The sequence below is a fragment of the Streptomyces sp. BK79 genome, from assembly GCF_044142145.1.
GTDB lineage: Bacteria > Actinomycetota > Actinomycetes > Streptomycetales > Streptomycetaceae > Streptomyces.
Window position 1 is genome coordinate 85765 of sequence record NZ_JBHVOC010000002.1, and the last position, 15510, is coordinate 101274.

A 15510-nucleotide genomic window follows, 5' to 3' on the forward strand; every position below is an offset into this window, starting at 1 on the left:
CGTACCCGGCGACGCGCCCGGACGCGCACCCGCTGCCCCACCCGGCCCCCGCCCCGGCCTCGTACGGGACGGCGTACACGACCGAACTGGTCACGCACGAGCGCGGCTTCGCCGAGCTGGCGGTGGACTGGGAGCGGCTGTACCGCGGGTGCTCCACCGCGACCCCGTTCCAGAGCCACGCCTGGCTGCACTCGTGGTGGCGCTCCTACGGCGGACGCGGCCGGCTGCGGCTGGTGCTGGCCCGCGACGGCCGCGAACTGGTCGCCGCCGCCCCCCTGATGCGCGTACGCCACCCGGTGCCGGCGCTGGTGCCGCTGGGCGGGGCGATCTCCGACTACGGGGACGTCCTGCTGGACGACGAACGCGGCCCGGACGCGGTGGCCGCGCTCACCGGCGCCCTGTGGGCGGCGGCCCGCACCGCCCTGATCGACCTGCGCGAGGTACGGCCGGGAGCCGCCGCCGAACGGGTCCACGACCGCTGGCCCGGCCCCCGGCGACGGGTCCCCGACTCGCTCTGCCTGGAGCTGCCGTCGGCCCCCATGGAGGAGCTGGTCGCCCGGCTGCCCTCGGCCAAGGCCCAGCAGCGGGTGCGCGCCAAGCTGCGCAGGCTCGACGCGCTCGGCATCAGGAGCCGCGCCGTCCCCCCGGACGACACGGACGCGGCGCTGCGGCGGCTGCTGGAGCTGCACCGGCTGCAGTGGCAGGGGCGCAAGGTGACCGGCGAGCACCTGCGCACCCGCTTCCGCGACCACCTGGTGCGCGCGGTGGCGCCGATGGTGCGCTCCGGGGACGCGGTGGTCACGGAGTTCCGGATGGACGACGAGGTGGTGGCCGTGGACGTGACGCTGCTGGGGCGGGAACTGGCGGGCGGTTACCTGTACGGTGCCCACCCCCGGCTGCGGGAACGGAAGGCGGACGTGGCGGTGATGCTGCTGGAGGCGTGCGCCGAGCGCACCCGGGCGCCGGGGCGCGGCACGCTGAGCCTGCTGCGGGGCGACGAGCCGTACAAGCACCACTGGCGCCCGGAGCCGGTGCGCAACCAGCGGCTGCTGCTGGCCCGCCGGCGCACGGCCCCGCTGCTGTCGGCGGCCCTGTGCGACGTCGCCGCGCGGCGGCGGGGCAAGGAACTGCTGGCGCGCGGCCGGGAGCGGAAGGAGCGCTCCGGTGGCGGCGGCACCTGACCGGCGCCGCCGCCACCGCGAGCGGCCGCTACTTCCCTCGCGAGTACCAGTCGAGGCGCATGCAGAGCTTCCCGCCGAGCCAGTGCTCGACCCAGTCGCCGAGCTCCAGCGGCGAGCAGCCGGCCGCCGGCGCGGGCGCGGTGGGCGGCACCGCGGGCACGGGCGGTGCGGTGGGCGCGGGCGGCGTGGTCGGTTCCGGAGCCGTGGGCGCGGGTTCGTCGGTGCGGCCGAAGAGCACGGACCGGTAGACGGCGGTGGACCGGGGGTTGTCGTCGCACTGCCACACGCCGTGCGGGCAGTAGTCGGTGACCGTGTTGTACACGGGTTTGTGCTCGTCCATCCAGGCGAGCATGCGCCGCATGTACTCGGCGTTGTCGCCGTTGCGGAACAGCCCCCATTCGGGATAGGAGATGGGCTTTCCGTGCGCCTTGGCGAAATCGACGTGCGCCTGGAGTCCGTACGGTTCCCTCACCTGTTCGTCGAAGGCCATTCCGCGCGGCTGGTCGTAGGAATCCATGCCGATGATGTCGACCGTGGCGTCCCCGGGATAGCACTCCGTCCAGGGCACGGCGTCCCGGCCGCGGCTCGGCGTGAAGTCGAACCGGAACTTCTGCCCCGGCACCGCGCGCATGGTGGTGACGATCCTGTTCCAGTACGTCTTCCACGCCTCGGGGTCCGGTCCGCACCGGTGGGTGTACGTGGTGCCGTTCATCTCCCAGCCGAGCACCAGGACCGTGTCGGGGACGTTCAGTTCGACCAGTCGTTCGGCGAGGGCCCTGAAGTGGTGGTCGAAGCGTCCGGCGGCGCCCTGGCGCAGGAGTTCGCGCACCTCGTCGTCGTCGACGCCCTCCTCGTTGCGCTCCATCATGGGCACGTTGAGGACGAGCGTCCGGTCCGCCTCGCGGGTGCGCCAGTCGGCCCACACGTCGAGGAAGCCGGGGGCGCCCGCGATGTTGCTCCAGCGGTCGCCGGGCAGGTAGGTGTGACCGACCCGCAGCTCGGCGCCGCCCAGCCAGTGGCTCAGCTCGGCCATCCGGGCCACGCCGCGCGGGCCGTAGTCCAGGTACGCGCCGAACGCGGGCGCGACGCCGGGCGTCCGGCCCGGGGCCGCGGGGGCCGGCGCGGGTGGCGCCGGTGCGGGCGGGGCCGGTTCGCCGGCGGCGACCCGCGGGACCGCGGCCAGGAGTGCCGCCGCCGCGATCACCGCCGCGACGCGTGCCGGCCGCGTGGACCGGGTCCGTGACTGCCGTACGGCCATGACCGGCTCCTTCGTCGCCGCGAATTCACAACTGCTTACTGACACTCAGTCATATGAAATGCCGTCACGCCACCGCGCTTAGGGCTTTCGAGTACACCGATCGCCCGCACCGGTGAATCGAATCGAATGCGAAGGAAGTTCCCCGTGTCGCTCTTCGACACCCGCGTCCCCGCCGTCGTGCTGCGGACCGACCGGAATCCCTTTCACCACGGCACGCTGGGTGCCGTGCGCTCCCTCGGCCGCGCGGGCGTGGAGGTGCACGTGGTCGCCGACTGCGCGCAGAGCCCGGTCGGCGTGTCCCGCTACGTGACCCGGCTGCACACGCCCCCGCCGCCCGGCGCGTCACCCGCCGACATCGCGGCGGTCCTGCGCCGCGTCGCCACCCGGGTCGCGCGTCCGGCCGTACTGATCCCGATGGACGACGCGTGCGCGGTGGCCGTGGGCCGGATGCGGGCGGAGCTGGCACCGTCCTACCTGCTGCCGGACCTGGCCGGCGCGCTGCCCGGGCGGGTGGCCGACAAGGCCGAGCTGGCCGGCGTGTGCGCGTCCCTGGGCATCCCGCACCCCGAGACGCTGGTCCCGGACGGGCCTCAGGAGGCGGCCCGTGCCGCGTGGCGGCTGGGGCTGCCGGTGGTGGCCAAGTGGAGCCGGCCCTGGCTGGTGCCCCCGGGCGGCGGACTGCGCAGCACCGTGCTGGTCCGCTCGGCGGGGGAGGCGCGGGAGCTGTACCGGCGGGCGGAGGAGGCGGGCAGCCGGCTGCTGCTCCAGGCGTTCCTGCCGCCGGGTCCGGACCGCGACTGGTTCTTCCACGGGTACGCCGACCGCTTCGGCGCGGTCCGGGCGGGCGGTCCCGGCCGCAAGACCCGCGCCAGGCCGCGCGGCGCCGGTCTGACGGCGGTCGGCCGCTGGACGCCGAACCCGCGGGTCCAGGCACTGGCCGAGCGGCTCTGCGCGGAGCTGGGCTACCGGGGCGTCCTCGACCTCGACTTCCGCCGCTGCGGCACGACCGGCGACTACCACCTGCTCGACTTCAACCCGCGCCCCGGCGCCCAGTTCCGGCTGTTCACGGACACCGCCGGACTGGACGTCGTACGCGCCCTGCACCTGGACCTGACCCACCGCCCGCTGCCGGACGGGGCCCCGCGGCCGGGGCGGGCGTTCGTGGTGGAGAACTACGCGCCGCTGAGCGCCCTGCGCCGGGCCCCGGACGGACGCGAGCTGGCCTGGCACGCCCCGGACGACCGGGCGCCGGGGCGGGCCCTGTGGCCCCTGTGGGGGCGCCATGTGACCGCCCGGCTGCTGGACCGCCTGCGCCACAGGGCCGCCCGGCAGGGCACCGCCGGGCCGGCCCGGCCCCGCGTGGTGCGCCAGGCGGCCGCCCCCGACCACGCCGCCCGCCCCGGCCCGGCGGAGGACGACCGGGCGGGCAGCCACTGACCCGCCACCCACCCGCACCGCCACGGCGCCGCGCCCGGCGGTCACGTGCGAGCCCCCCACCACGGCCGGGACCCGAGCGCCCGAGCGTCCGCGAGCCCGCTGACGCGGGGATCCGGCAAGGCGTCACGGCGGGGGCCAGCCCGGGGCCCCCGGGGGGGTCCGGGGGTCCGGGGGGGCCGAGGGTCCAGGGGGCTGAGGGCCCGGGGGGCCGAGGGCCCAGGGAGCCGGGGGCCCAGGGGACCCGGGGGCCCAGGGGACCCGGGGGCCCAGGGGACCGAGGGGGTCGGGGGCCCAGGGGGCCGAGGGGGCCGAGGGCCCGGGGGCCGAGGGCCCGGGGGCCGAGGGCCCGGGGGCGGGGGCCCGGGGCCGGACGTCACGGCCGGGGCCCCGTGGCCCGTGCCGACGCTCGTGCCGGGCAGTACGGCGCCCCCGGTGGACCGTACGGGTCGGCCGGGGGCGTCGGGGTGGGGCGTAGGGGGCTGGGTGGGCCGGGGTCAGCGGCCGACGGCGGCCCGGCCCCGGCGGTACAGGATCGCGCCGCCGGCGATCAGCACGGCACCGGCGGCCGCGGCGGACGCCGTGCCCTCACCGCCGGTCTCCGCGAGGACCGGGGGCTGCTCCACCTGCGGGGTCGGCGGGGCGGGCGGGGCCGGCGGGGTCTCCTTCTCCCCGGCGGGCGGCGGCGGCTCCTCCTCCTCGGCGGGCGGCGGCGGCTTCTCCTCGCCCGGGGGCGGGGGCTCCTCCTCGCCGGGCGGCGGCGTGGTGGGAGGCGGCTCCTCCTCGCCGTAACCCGGGGGTGCCTCCTCGGCCTGATCGCAGGAGTTGCCGAAGACGGGGTTGAGCGCGGCGACCACGTCGACGGTGTTGCCGCAGAGGTTCACCGGTACGTCGACCGGAACCTGCGCGTTGTTGCCCGATCCGACGCCGGGCGAGCCGACGGCCGCGCCGTCCGCGGAGGAACCGGACGTGGTCTCGCCGTCCTTGCCGTATCCGCCGCCGGCCGGGGCGTCCGAGGTGTTCTCGCACTCGTTGCCGAAGGCCGGGTTCAGCGCGGCGATCACGTCGACGGTGTTGCCGCAGGCGTTCACCGGTACGTCGACCGGAACCTGGAGGGCGTTGCCGGACGCGACGCCCGGCGAGTTCTTGGCGGCTCCGTCCGCATGCGAATCGGCTAGGGCGGGGCTGCCGCACAGGGACAGGATGCCCGTCGCGGCGGCTGCCGCGACCATCCCCCTGCTCAGGGTCTGTCGCACTCTGGTTGTCTTCCTGCTGGTAGAGGTGGCTGGAGAACGGCTGCGGGAAAGGGGAAAAGCCGGCCCTGAACCAAACGAGTTGGCCAAGGCCGGCCATGACGCAGCCGGTCGGTGCGGAACGACGTCAGTCGTTCTCGCACTCGTTGCCGAACGCCGGGTTCAGCAGACCAACGACGTTGATGCTGTTGCCGCACACGTTGACGGGAACGTGCACGGGAACCTGGATGACGTTGCCGGACAGGACACCCGGGGAGCCGACGGCGGCACCCTGGGCGTCCGCGTCGGCGAAAGCCGGGGTGGCCATGCCGAGGGCCAGGATGGCGCCCGCGACGACAGCAGCGCTCTTCTTCATGAACTTTCCCTTCTCTGCGGTCATGCCTGAATGACGGCCGAAACCGCGCGAGCACAGCATTGACGGCTCGCACCATGACCTGCAGCCTGCAAACGAGGAATTGACGGCCGGGAAACCACCGAACGCGGGAACCCGAGAATGTCACTCGCATGCCACACGAATCGGTACGGCCGTTCCCCCAGGAGAGCGACGACGTCATTCCGCTCGCCCGGCGAGATCCCGGCCCAGACAGGACCGGGCGGCCCACGGGGAAGTCAGCGGGCCGCCCGGACGGGGCCGGACGGGGCTCAGCCCTTGCCGCCGCCCTCGCCGTTCGCCGACAGCACCGACAGGTCCTCCAGGACGTGCGAGACCGCACCGTCCCGCTTGGCCTGCGTGGAGTTGTCCGCGCACTGCTGGTTCAGTTCGTCCGCCAGGACGTTGATGTCCTGGATCGGGACCAGGTTGATGACGGCGACGTTGACGTCCTCGACACCCAGGCACGGCTTGTTCAGCGTGCCCTCGACCAGCGAGAGCTGGGGGCTCATGTCGCCGTCGGTCGCCGAGTTGCCGAACGACGACGAGGCGCCGTTGCCGTTGGCCACGGCCGGCCCGTTGTCGTCCCCGATGGCCAGGGCCTGGGGGGCGGCAGCAGCGGACATGCCGATCACAGAAGCGGCAGCCGCCGCGGCGACCATTGCCTTCTTGAGCACTTCGCGTTCCTTTCGTCGTAGCGACGCACTGTCCTACGGCCTCATCAACCCGGTGTGCGGGGATTGGTTGCGGGCGTTCACCCGGTTGGCCCGCACGGGATCTCCGGGCACCCGGGAAATTCGCCGGGAAATCGCGGCGGACCGCGAACCCGTACACATTTGCCGTTGTCCGCCGTCGGAGTGAACGGGAGAAACCCGGCCGCGTGCACGGAGTTGACCAGAGCGCTCCGGTGGACGGGGTTTCTTCAGAAAGGACTGGCCAAATGATCAAGAAGGTAGTCGCCTACGCGGCGATCGCCGCCTCCGTCATGGGCGCCTCCGCTGCCGCGGCCCCGCAGGCGATGGCGATCGGCGACGACAGCGGCCCCGTCTCCGCCAACGGCAACGGCGCGTCGCAGTACTTCGGCAACTCGGCGACCCACGGCAACATGAGCCCGCAGATGGCGCTCATCCAGGGCTCGTTCAACAAGCCCTGCATCGCCGTCAGTGACATCCCGGTCAGTGTCATCGGTCTGGTCCCGATCCAGGACCTGAACATCCTGTCGGACGACCTGAACCAGCAGTGCGCCGAGAACTCCACGCAGGCCAAGCGGGACGGCGCGCTGGCGCACCTCCTGGAGGACGTCTCGATCCTGTCCTCCAACGGGGAGGGCGGCGGCAAGGGCTGACACCCGCCGAGGGGCGGGCCGCCGAGCGCATCGGCGGCCCGCCCCTTTCGCGTGCCGTCCTCCGGGCCGAGGCCGCCGCTTTCAGTGCCCTCGTGTCACTGCCCCCGCGTGGCGTACAGCGCCTCGATCTCGTCCGCGTACGCCGTCACCGCCGCGTGCCGTTTCACCTTGAGGGACGGGGTGAGCAACCCGTTCTCCTCGGTGAACTCGCCCTCGACGATGCGGAATGCGCGGATCGACTCGGCGCGGGAGACGGCCGCGTTGGCGTGGTCGACGGCCCGCTGGACGTCGGCGCGCATCCGCTCGTCCCGTACGACCTCGGACATCGGGGTGTCGGCGGGTAGCTTCCGGACCGCCAGCCAGTGGGCGACGGCGTCCGGGTCGAGGGTGACCAGGGCGGCGATGTAGGGCCGGTTGTCGCCGACGACCAGGCACTGGGCGACGGGCGGGCGGCTGCGCAGGCGGTCCTCCAGGACGGCCGGGGAGACGTTCTTGCCGCCGGAGGTGACCAGGAGGTCCTTCTTGCGGCCGGTGATGGTGAGGTAGCCGTCGTCGTCCAGGGAGCCGAGGTCGCCGGTGGCGAACCAGCCGTCGGCGAGGGCGGCGGCGGTGGCGTCGGGGTTGTTCCGGTAGGCGCCGAAGACGATGCCGCCCTTGATGAGGACCTCGCCGTCGTCGGCGATGCGGACGGACGTGCCGGGGATCGGCGGGCCGACGGTGCCGGGGCGGGGGCCGAGCGGCGGGATGACGGTGGCGGCGGCGGTGGTCTCGGTGAGGCCGTAGCCCTCGTAGATCATGATTCCGGCGGCGTAGAAGAACAGGTTGAGGTCGCGTTCGAGCGGGGAGCCGCCGCTGATGGCGTAGCGCATCCGGCCGCCCAGTTCCTTGCGGACCCGGCGGTAGACCAGCAGGTCGTACAGGGCCCAGCCGGCCCACAGGGCGGGGCCGGGGCCCTTTCCGCGGCCGAGGAAGCGCTCCAGGTGGGCGGCGCCGAAGCGGACGGCGAGGTGGTGGGCGCGGTCGAAGGAGGCGCCGCGGCCGAGCTTCTCGGCGGTCGCGCGGCCCGTGTCGTGGATCTTCTCGAAGAGGTACGGGACGCCCACCAGGAAGGTCGGGCGGAACTCCTTGAGGGCCGGGCGGAGTTCGTCGGGCTTGATGCTCGGGAAGTGGCCGATCTCGATGCGGGCCAGCAGGCAGGCGATCTGGATCGTGCGGCCGAGGATGTGGGCGAGGGGCAGGAAGAGGAGGGTCGAGGCCTTCTGGCCGGTGACCTCCTTGAAGATCGGGTGCAGCAGTTCGACCGTGTTGGCGGCCTCGGCGTGCAGGTTGGCGTGGGTGAGGACGCAGCCCTTGGGGCGTCCGGTGGTGCCGGAGGTGTAGCAGACGGTCGCCACCGTGTCCGGGGTCAGGGCGGTGCGGCGCTTGGTGACCTCCTCGTCGCTCACGCCGAGGCCGAGGGCGGTGAGGTCGGCGAGCGCGCCGGCGTCGATCTCCCAGGCGCGCGGGTGCTCGGGGTGGGAGGCCGTGCCGGTCACGACGGTGGCGGTGTGGGCGGCGGTCTCGGTGACGACGTGGCGGGCGCCGGAGTCGCGGACGATCCACTCGACCTGGTCGGCGGAGGAGGTGGGGTACACGGGGACGGTCTGACCGCCGGCCGTCCAGATCGCGAAGTCGAGGACCGTCCACTCGTAGCGGGTGCGGGACATGACGGCGACCCGGCCGCCGGGTTCCAGGCCGGCGGCGATCAGGCCCTTGGCGACGGCGGTCACCTCGCGGGCGAACTCCGCCGCGGTGACGGGCCGCCAGACGCCGTTCACCTCGCGGCGCAGGACGACCGCGTCGGGCGCCTCGGCCGCGTTGGTGAACGGGATGTCCGCGGTGCTGCCCGTGGTGGGGCGGGGCGCGAGGGGTTCGGTGCGGGCCTCGCGGACGGTGCCGTCCGCGTCCCTGACGGTCTCGGTCCGGGTGCGGGACGCCAGGCCGCCGCGCTGTTTCGCCCGTTTCAGGTCCCTGCGTACGCCCATGTCGGCTCCCGGTCGCGGATCGGAGTGGTGTTGAGCTGCCTCTTCCCGTTACTTACTTGAGAGTAAACTTACTTGTGCGTAAGGGGTCAACGGACCCCGCTTCAGCTCAGCCGGTCGGCCTGGCGGACCGCCTCGGCGAGCCGCCCGACGTCCGGGTCCTCCGTGCGGTCGGCCAGCGCGTCGGTACGGTCGGCGAGTTCGCCGAGGCGCGGTGCGCCGGGCAGGGCGCCCTCGTAGGGGGCGCCCTCGTCGCCGTACGGGGCGCGCAGGGCGTCGGCGAAGTAGGCGGCGGCCGCCGTGACCCGCAGGCCGTGGTCCGCGTCCCACACGGAGCCGGCGAGGGCGCCGGTCTCCACGTCGCCCGACTCCTCGTGCGGGGCCCGGGTGCGGGGGTCGAGCCAGCGGACGGTGGCCGTGGCGAGGTGGCCGTCCGCGCCGGGCCGGACGCGGACGGCGTACAGGGCGGTGACGGTGTGGCCGGGACCGACCTCGCCGCCGTCGACGCGGTCGTCGCGGAAGTCGTCGTCGGCGAGGCGGCGGTTGTCGTAGCCGACGAGACGGAACTCGGCGACCGTCTCGGGGTCGAAGGCGACCTGGGCCTTGGCGTCGCGGGCGGTCAGCTCGACGTGGCGCGGGAGCTGCTCGCAGAACACCTCGCGGGCGTCCTCGGTGTCCGAGACGTAGGCGGTGTGGCCGTCGCCCTTGTCGGCGAGGCGTTCCATCAGGGCGTCGCCGTAGTCGCTGCCGACGCCGACGCCGAAGAGGGTGATGCCGTGCTCGCGGCGCTCGTCCGCGATGCGTTCGAGGATGGCGTCCGCGTCGGTGTCGCCGGTGTTGGCGAGGGCGTCGGAGACGAGGACGACGCGGTTGGTGGCACCCTCGCGGCGGCCCTCGACGGCGGTGTCGTAACCGGTCTCGACGCCCGCGCCGAGGTTGGTGGAGTCGGTCGGCTCCAGGCTGTCGATCGCGTCGTGGACGCGGCCGCGGCGGTCGCCGAGCCGGGTCATCGGCAGGACGGTCTCGGCCTCGTCGCTGAAGGTGACGAGCGCGACGGAGTCGTCGTCGCGCAGCCGGTCGGTCATCGTGCCCAGGGACTCCTTGGCGAGGTCGAGGCGGCCGGGTTCGGCCATGGAGCCCGAGATGTCGATGACGAACGTCAGCGCGGCGGGCGGGCGTTCGCCCTCCTGCCCGGCGCTGCGGGTGGCCAGGCCCACGCGGACCAGCGACCAGTCCTCCTCCTCGGTGCGGGCGCCGTCCACGGTCACCGTGAAGCCGTCGCCGTCGGGACGGTCGTAGTCCTGGCGGAAGCTGTTGACGAACTCCTCGGGACGGACCGTCGACGGGTCGGGCAGGCGGCCCTCGGCCAGGGTGCGCCGGGCGTATCCGTAGGAGGCGGTGTCGACGTCGAGGGCGAAGGTGGAGAGTCGGCCGGGGTCCGGGGCCACCTCGCGGGAGTCCCCGGACTCCCCCGCCTCCCCGGTCGCCGTGCCGCCGCCGTGGCGCTGCCCGCCCTCACCCCGGGGGCGGTCGGGCGCCGGCACCGGCGCCGGGCCGCCGCCCCGGGAGTCGACCGCGGTGTCCTTGGTCCCGCCGCTCGCGTCGCCCCCGCCCGCGCAGCCGGTGAGCAGCAGGCCGCCCGCCGCCGTGAGCGCGAGCAGCGCGCCGACCGGCCGCCGTGTCCGGTACCGCTTCATCGTCCGTTCCCCCTGGTTCCCTTGACGCCGGTGTACGTGACTGTGACGGCGCGGCGGGGTGGAACGTGCGGCGGGTGGCGTCACGGGTGGGTCTCGAAGCAGACACGGCGACGGCCGGCCGAGACCGGTGGGTGACCCTCCGGTGACCTGGTCGAAGCCTCGCGCGAAGGCGGGTCCGGGAGGCGTGGCCGGTCAGGCGGCCGGTGTCGTGAGGGGCTGCTGATCCGCGGCCCGAGGCTGCCCGCCGGGCGGCCCCTAGGACACGATGTCCTTGCGGGCGAACCCCCGGAAGGCCAGGGCGAACAGCACGAGCGCGTACGTCACCGACAGCGACGTGCCCTGGATCAGGCGGGTCCAGTCCAGCTCGGGGCGGACCGTGTCGAGCCAGGCGTACTGCCAGTGCGCGGGCAGGAAGGCGCGCCAGTCGCCGAGGGCGGTCACCTCGTCGAGGACGTTGCCGATGATGGTCAGGCCGACCGCGCCGCCGACCGCGCCGAGCGGCGCGTCCGTCTTGGTGGACAGCCAGAACGCCAGCGCGGCGGTGACCAGTTGGGAGACGAAGACGTACGCCACCGTCAGCGCCAGCCGCTCGGCCGCGGTGCCGGTGGGCAGGCTGCCGCCGGTGGGCAGCTCCAGCGGCCCCCAGCCGTAGGCGGCCGTGCCGACGGCGAGCGCGACCAGCGGCAGCAGGACGATCGCGGCGAGGCTGAGACCGAGGGCGACGACCAGCTTGGACCAGAGCAGGCGCGCGCGGGGCACGGGCGCGGCGAGCAGGTAGCGCAGGGAGGACCAGCCGGCCTCCGAGGCCACCGTGTCCCCGAAGAACAGGGCGACCGGCACGACGAGCAGGAAGCCCGCGGAGGCGAACAGGTTCACCGCGGCGAAGTTCGCGCCCGACGCGGTGGCCGAGTCCATCAAACTGAGCTGGTTGCCGGCGCCGCCCGGCTCGCCGCCGATCCGGAAGGCGACCAGCAGCACGAACGGCAGGGCGAACAGGATGCCGCCCATGACGAGCGTGCGCCGCCGCTTGAGCTGCCGGACCAGCTCCACCCTCAGCGGCAGCGTGCGGCCCGCGCGGTAGCCGGCGGCGGCCTCCTGGGGGCCGGCGGGCGCGGCGCGGTCGGCCAGCGTGCTCATGCCGGGTCTCCGATCAGGGTGAGGAAGGCGTCTTCGAGCCGCCGGTGCGGACCGACCGACTCCACGGGCACGTCCAGGCGGACCAGTTCGGGGATCAGGTCCCGGGCCGTTCCCCCGGCGCCGAGCCGGACCAGCAGGCCGCCGTCGGCCGCCGCCGCCGAGGCCACGCCCGGCAGGGCGGCGACCTTCTCGACGAGGGGGGCGTCCACGGGCGCGGACGTGCCCACCAGCAGCGTGTCGCCGGAGCCGACGATCTCGCCGACCGGGCCGGCCTGGACCAGTCGGCCGTGGTCCATGACCACCAGGTGGGTGCAGGTCTGCTCGACCTCGGCCAGCAGGTGGCTGGAGACGATCACCGTGCGGCCGGCCGCGGCGTAGCGGATCATCACCTCGCGCATCTCGCGGATCTGCGGCGGGTCCAGGCCGTTGGTCGGCTCGTCCAGGATCAGCAGGTCGGGCAGGCCCAGCATGGCCTGGGCGATGGCGAGGCGCTGGCGCATGCCCTGGGAGTAGGTGCGCACCGCGCGGGCGAGCGCGTCGCCGAGGCCGGCGATCTCCAGGGCCTCGTCGAGGTGGGCGTCCTCGGGCGGGCGTCCGGTGGCCCGCCAGTACAGCTCCAGGTTCTCGCGGCCGGACAGGTGCGGCAGGAAGCCCGCGCCCTCGACGAACGCGCCGACCCGCGAGAGCACCGGGGCGCCGGGCGCGATGGCGTGGCCGAAGACGCGGATCTCGCCGCCGTCCGGCGTGATCAGGCCCATCAGCATGCGCAGGGTGGTCGTCTTGCCCGCGCCGTTGGGCCCGAGCAGGCCGAGCACCTGGCCCTGCTCCACGCGGAAGGACAGGTCCCGCACCGCGTACCGGTCGCTGGACCTGGCGTACCGCTTGGTCAGGTCCGTGATCTGGAGCGGGACGCCGGCCAGCGCCGGGTCGGGCGGGGGCGCGGTGGTGCGGCGGCGGGCGGTCAGCAGCAGGGCGGCGGCCACGGCCGCGCCTCCGAGGGGCGCCCACCACACCCAGGCGGGCAGCCCGGCCACCTGGCCGCTGTCGCCGAGTGCCGTCGGCACGCGGAGGTCGCCCTTGAGGGAGACGGTGTACGTGGCGGGGGCGGCCGGGGAGGCGTAGCCGAGGTCGGTGGAGGCCAGGACCAGGCGCAGCCGGTGGCCGCGCTCGACCTCGTGGTCGACGGCGGGGAGGGTGATCGTCACGTCCTTGCCGGCCTTGGCGTCCTCCACCCTGAGGGGCGTCACCAGCTGGGAGGGGAGCACCTGCTGGGCGCCGCCCGGGCCGACGTCGTAGACCTTGGCGAAGAGCACGGCGTCGTCGCCGGTGGACTTCACGTGGACGGTCGCGGTCGGCGAGCCGGTGATCCGGAGGTCCTCCCGGAGGGGCGCCGACTCGAAGGCGGCGTGCTGGCCGGGGAAGTCGAGGGAGACTCCGACGCCGAGGGAGGAGAGCTGGGAGAGGCCGCCCGCGCCGCCGATGCCGGGCAGGGCGGAGACGGCGGGCGGGCTGGCGCCGGCCGGGTTGTCGACGGTCTGCTCGCGGCCGCGCAGTGCGATCGCGCGGGGCTCGCTCGTCAGGCCGGGGTAGGAGTCGGCGCTCACGCCCTCCAGGCGGGGTTCGCCGTCGCCGCTGCCGGTGCCGACGGTGCGGGTGACGCGGAAGGCGGGGCCGGTGCCGGCCGACTCGTCGCCCTTCAGGTGGCGGTCGAACCACGCCCCGATGCGGGCCTCGACGCGGTCCGTCTCCTTGTCGCCGCCGTCGTGGCCGCCCGCGATCCAGTCGACCTGCACGGGGGCGCCGTTGGCGCGGATCGCCCGCGCGGCCGCGTCGGACTGGCCGAGCGGGAAGAGGGAGTCGGTCTGGCCCTGCATCAGCAGCGTGGGCACGTCGACGCGCTCCCCGACGGCCTGCGGGCTGCGCTCCTCCAGGAGTCGCACGGCTGCGGGGTCCGGCTCCCCGGACTCGGCCACCCGCTCGTACATCCGGCACAGCTCGGCCTCGAACCGGTCGCACCCGCCGCCCAGGTTGACGAAGATGCCGGCCCACAGCCTCTTGAGGACGCCGTTCGGGAAGAGGGCGTCCGCCAGGTTCCAGTACGTCATGGCGGGGGCGACCGCGTCCACCCGGTCGTCGTGCCCCGCGGCCAGCAGCGCGACCGCGCCGCCGTAGGAGCCGCCGGCCACACCCACCCGGGGGTCGCCCTCGCCGTCCTGCCGGACCTCGGGCCGCTTCGCCAGCCAGTCGATCAGCCGGGACACGTCGGCGACCTCGCCGTCCGGGGCGTTCAGGCCGATCTTCCCGGTGGACTTGCCGAAGCCGCGCGCCGACCAGGTCAGGACCGCGTATCCGTCCCGGGCGAGGTCCTCGGCCTGGTCGCGGACGTCGGCCTTGCTGCCGCCGAAGCCGTGCGCCAGCAGGACGGCCGGGCGGTCGCCGCCGGAACCCGCGGTGAAGTACGAGGTGTCCAGGCGCACCCCGTCGCCCACGGCCATGGTCCGGTCGGCGCGGCGGACCGGGGCCGGGTCGTCACCCGCGACGGCCGTCCAGGTCCCGGCGCCGGCGAGCACGACGACGGCGGCCGCGGCGGCGAGCGTCCGCCGCGGCCCCCGTAGCAGCCCTCGCACGCGGGGCAGTCGAAGATCCATGGCGACAACGGTACGGGCCGCCGCCGACAACCGGGGCAGCCCGGGGACCGAACCTCCGCCCCTCCCACGGGAGTACGGGGCCGGTGGCGCGTACCACGGGCGCGGTAGGGCCGGTCGCGTGCGCCGGGTCGGTGGGAGCCTCGCCGAGACGCCGACCGCTGTCGGTGGGGCCCGGTAGAGTCCTGGGCACAGACGCATCACACGATCACAGCTACGGGTGGGGACTCATGAAGCTGAGGTACACGGCGGCCTGGGTGGGGCTGACGGCGGCGGCGATGGTGGCGGCGACCGCGTGCGGTTCGGGGGGCTCGGAGGGCTCGCAGAGCTCCGAGAAGACCGCCGAGACGGCCGCGGAGACCGCCGACAAGGAGGCCGGCACCGCGGACACGGCCGACGCCATCATGGCGGCGCTCTCGCGGGCCACCGACCGCACCGAGGAGCTGGGCTCCGCCGAGGTCAGGACGACGACCGATCTCGGCACCGGCGAGCCGGTCGCGATGGACGGCACGTACTCCTGGGGCGACGGCTACGCCCTCGACGTCGAGATGGACGCCGAGGCCGTGCAGATGCAGGAGCTCACGGACTCCCCGACCGTGCGCACCCTGTTCGTGGACGGCGCCTACTACTACGACATCGATCCGCAGCCCTCCGGCCCGCTCGCGGGCAAGGAGTGGATCAGGATCGACGGGTCGGCCGTGTTCGGCGAGGCGGGGGCCGCCGCGATGAGCGGTGGCGGTGGCGCCAGCCCGGCGGACTCCATGAAGGGGCTGAAGTACGCGAGCGACGTCGACGACCTCGGCGAGGAGACCGTCAACGGCAAGTCCACCACCCACTACCGGGCGGTGCTCGACCAGGCGGACATGGGCAAGTTCAAGGAGGCCTTCAGCGGCGCCGACAGCATGCTCAACGCCGCCGGCGGCGACTCGATCACCATGGACATCTGGGTGGACGGCAAGGACCTTCCGGTCCGCCTGAAGCAGGAGTTCGGCGCGATGAAGGTCACCATGGACTTCGACAAGTTCGGCGCCACCAAGGACATCGTGGCCCCGCCCGCCGCGCAGACCGGCGACCTCACGGAGGAAGTGAAGGACGCCGGGGCGCAGCAGGGCTGAGAGCGCGTGACGGTGCCCGCGTCCCGGCCGGGACGCGGGCACCGTGCGTACGTG

The 15510-nt window shown here is 74.5% G+C and carries 12 protein-coding genes; 4 read left to right on the top strand and 8 right to left on the bottom strand.

All coding sequences use genetic code 11. The features are described 5' to 3' along the window. Nucleotides 1-32: 32 nt before the first annotated feature. Nucleotides 33-1181 (top strand): GNAT family N-acetyltransferase, encoded by a 1149-nt coding sequence (locus ACFIF2_RS02440; RefSeq protein WP_395571033.1) that lies wholly within the window; start codon nt 33-35, stop codon nt 1179-1181. A 28-nt stretch (nt 1182-1209) separates the two neighbouring features. Here the strand turns inward: ACFIF2_RS02440 and ACFIF2_RS02445 are convergent, their stop codons facing one another. Then, entirely contained in the window at nt 1210-2439 is a 1230-nt protein-coding gene (locus ACFIF2_RS02445; RefSeq protein ID WP_395570769.1) for a glycoside hydrolase family 26 protein, read from the bottom strand. 144 nt (nt 2440-2583) lie between these two features. On the opposite strand from ACFIF2_RS02445, the gene ACFIF2_RS02450 reads away from it, so the two are divergent. Then, a complete protein-coding gene (locus ACFIF2_RS02450) occupies nt 2584-3876 on the top strand; it encodes an ATP-grasp domain-containing protein (protein WP_395570770.1) in 1293 nt (430 codons plus the stop codon). A 494-nt stretch (nt 3877-4370) separates the two neighbouring features. Here ACFIF2_RS02450 and ACFIF2_RS02455 read toward each other — a convergent pair whose 3' ends face one another. From ACFIF2_RS02455 to rdlA, 3 genes are all read right to left on the bottom strand, one after another. Then, nucleotides 4371-5105, bottom strand: a complete 735-nt coding sequence (locus ACFIF2_RS02455; RefSeq protein ID WP_395571034.1) for a chaplin — start codon at nt 5103-5105, stop codon at nt 4371-4373. Nucleotides 5106-5253: 148 nt separating this feature from the next. Next, nucleotides 5254-5481 (bottom strand): chaplin ChpD, encoded by a 228-nt coding sequence (chpD, locus tag ACFIF2_RS02460; RefSeq protein WP_395571035.1) that lies wholly within the window; start codon nt 5479-5481, stop codon nt 5254-5256. 287 nt (nt 5482-5768) lie between these two features. Continuing rightward, nucleotides 5769-6173 carry a rodlin RdlA gene (rdlA, locus tag ACFIF2_RS02465; RefSeq protein WP_395570771.1) on the bottom strand — a complete coding sequence of 135 codons (405 nt, stop codon included), beginning with the start codon at nt 6171-6173 and terminating at the stop codon, nt 5769-5771. Nucleotides 6174-6436: 263 nt separating this feature from the next. Between rdlA and rdlB the strand changes: the two genes are divergently transcribed. Continuing rightward, nucleotides 6437-6841, top strand: a complete 405-nt coding sequence (gene rdlB / locus ACFIF2_RS02470) for a rodlin RdlB (protein WP_395570772.1) — start codon at nt 6437-6439, stop codon at nt 6839-6841. Between the two features lie 95 nt (nt 6842-6936). Here rdlB and ACFIF2_RS02475 read toward each other — a convergent pair whose 3' ends face one another. The 4 genes from ACFIF2_RS02475 to ACFIF2_RS02490 all read right to left on the bottom strand — a co-directional run bounded on the left by ACFIF2_RS02475 (nt 6937) and on the right by ACFIF2_RS02490 (nt 14344). Continuing rightward, nucleotides 6937-8865, bottom strand: a complete 1929-nt coding sequence (locus tag ACFIF2_RS02475; protein ID WP_395570773.1) for an AMP-dependent synthetase/ligase — start codon at nt 8863-8865, stop codon at nt 6937-6939. Between the two features lie 101 nt (nt 8866-8966). Further along, nucleotides 8967-10559, bottom strand: coding sequence for a von Willebrand factor type A domain-containing protein (locus ACFIF2_RS02480; RefSeq protein WP_395570774.1), 1593 nt, complete (start codon nt 10557-10559; stop codon nt 8967-8969). 255 nt (nt 10560-10814) lie between these two features. Further along, entirely contained in the window at nt 10815-11696 is an 882-nt protein-coding gene (locus tag ACFIF2_RS02485; protein ID WP_395570775.1) for an ABC transporter permease, read from the bottom strand. Beyond that, nucleotides 11693-14344: an alpha/beta fold hydrolase gene (locus ACFIF2_RS02490; protein WP_395570776.1), complete on the bottom strand. Its 2652-nt coding sequence runs from the start codon at nt 14342-14344 to the stop codon at nt 11693-11695. The genes ACFIF2_RS02485 and ACFIF2_RS02490 overlap by 4 nt, the downstream gene beginning before the upstream one ends. Nucleotides 14345-14571: 227 nt before the next feature. Between ACFIF2_RS02490 and ACFIF2_RS02495 the strand changes: the two genes are divergently transcribed. Continuing rightward, nucleotides 14572-15456 carry a hypothetical protein gene (locus ACFIF2_RS02495; RefSeq protein ID WP_395570777.1) on the top strand — a complete coding sequence of 295 codons (885 nt, stop codon included), beginning with the start codon at nt 14572-14574 and terminating at the stop codon, nt 15454-15456. Nucleotides 15457-15510: the final 54 nt, after the last annotated feature.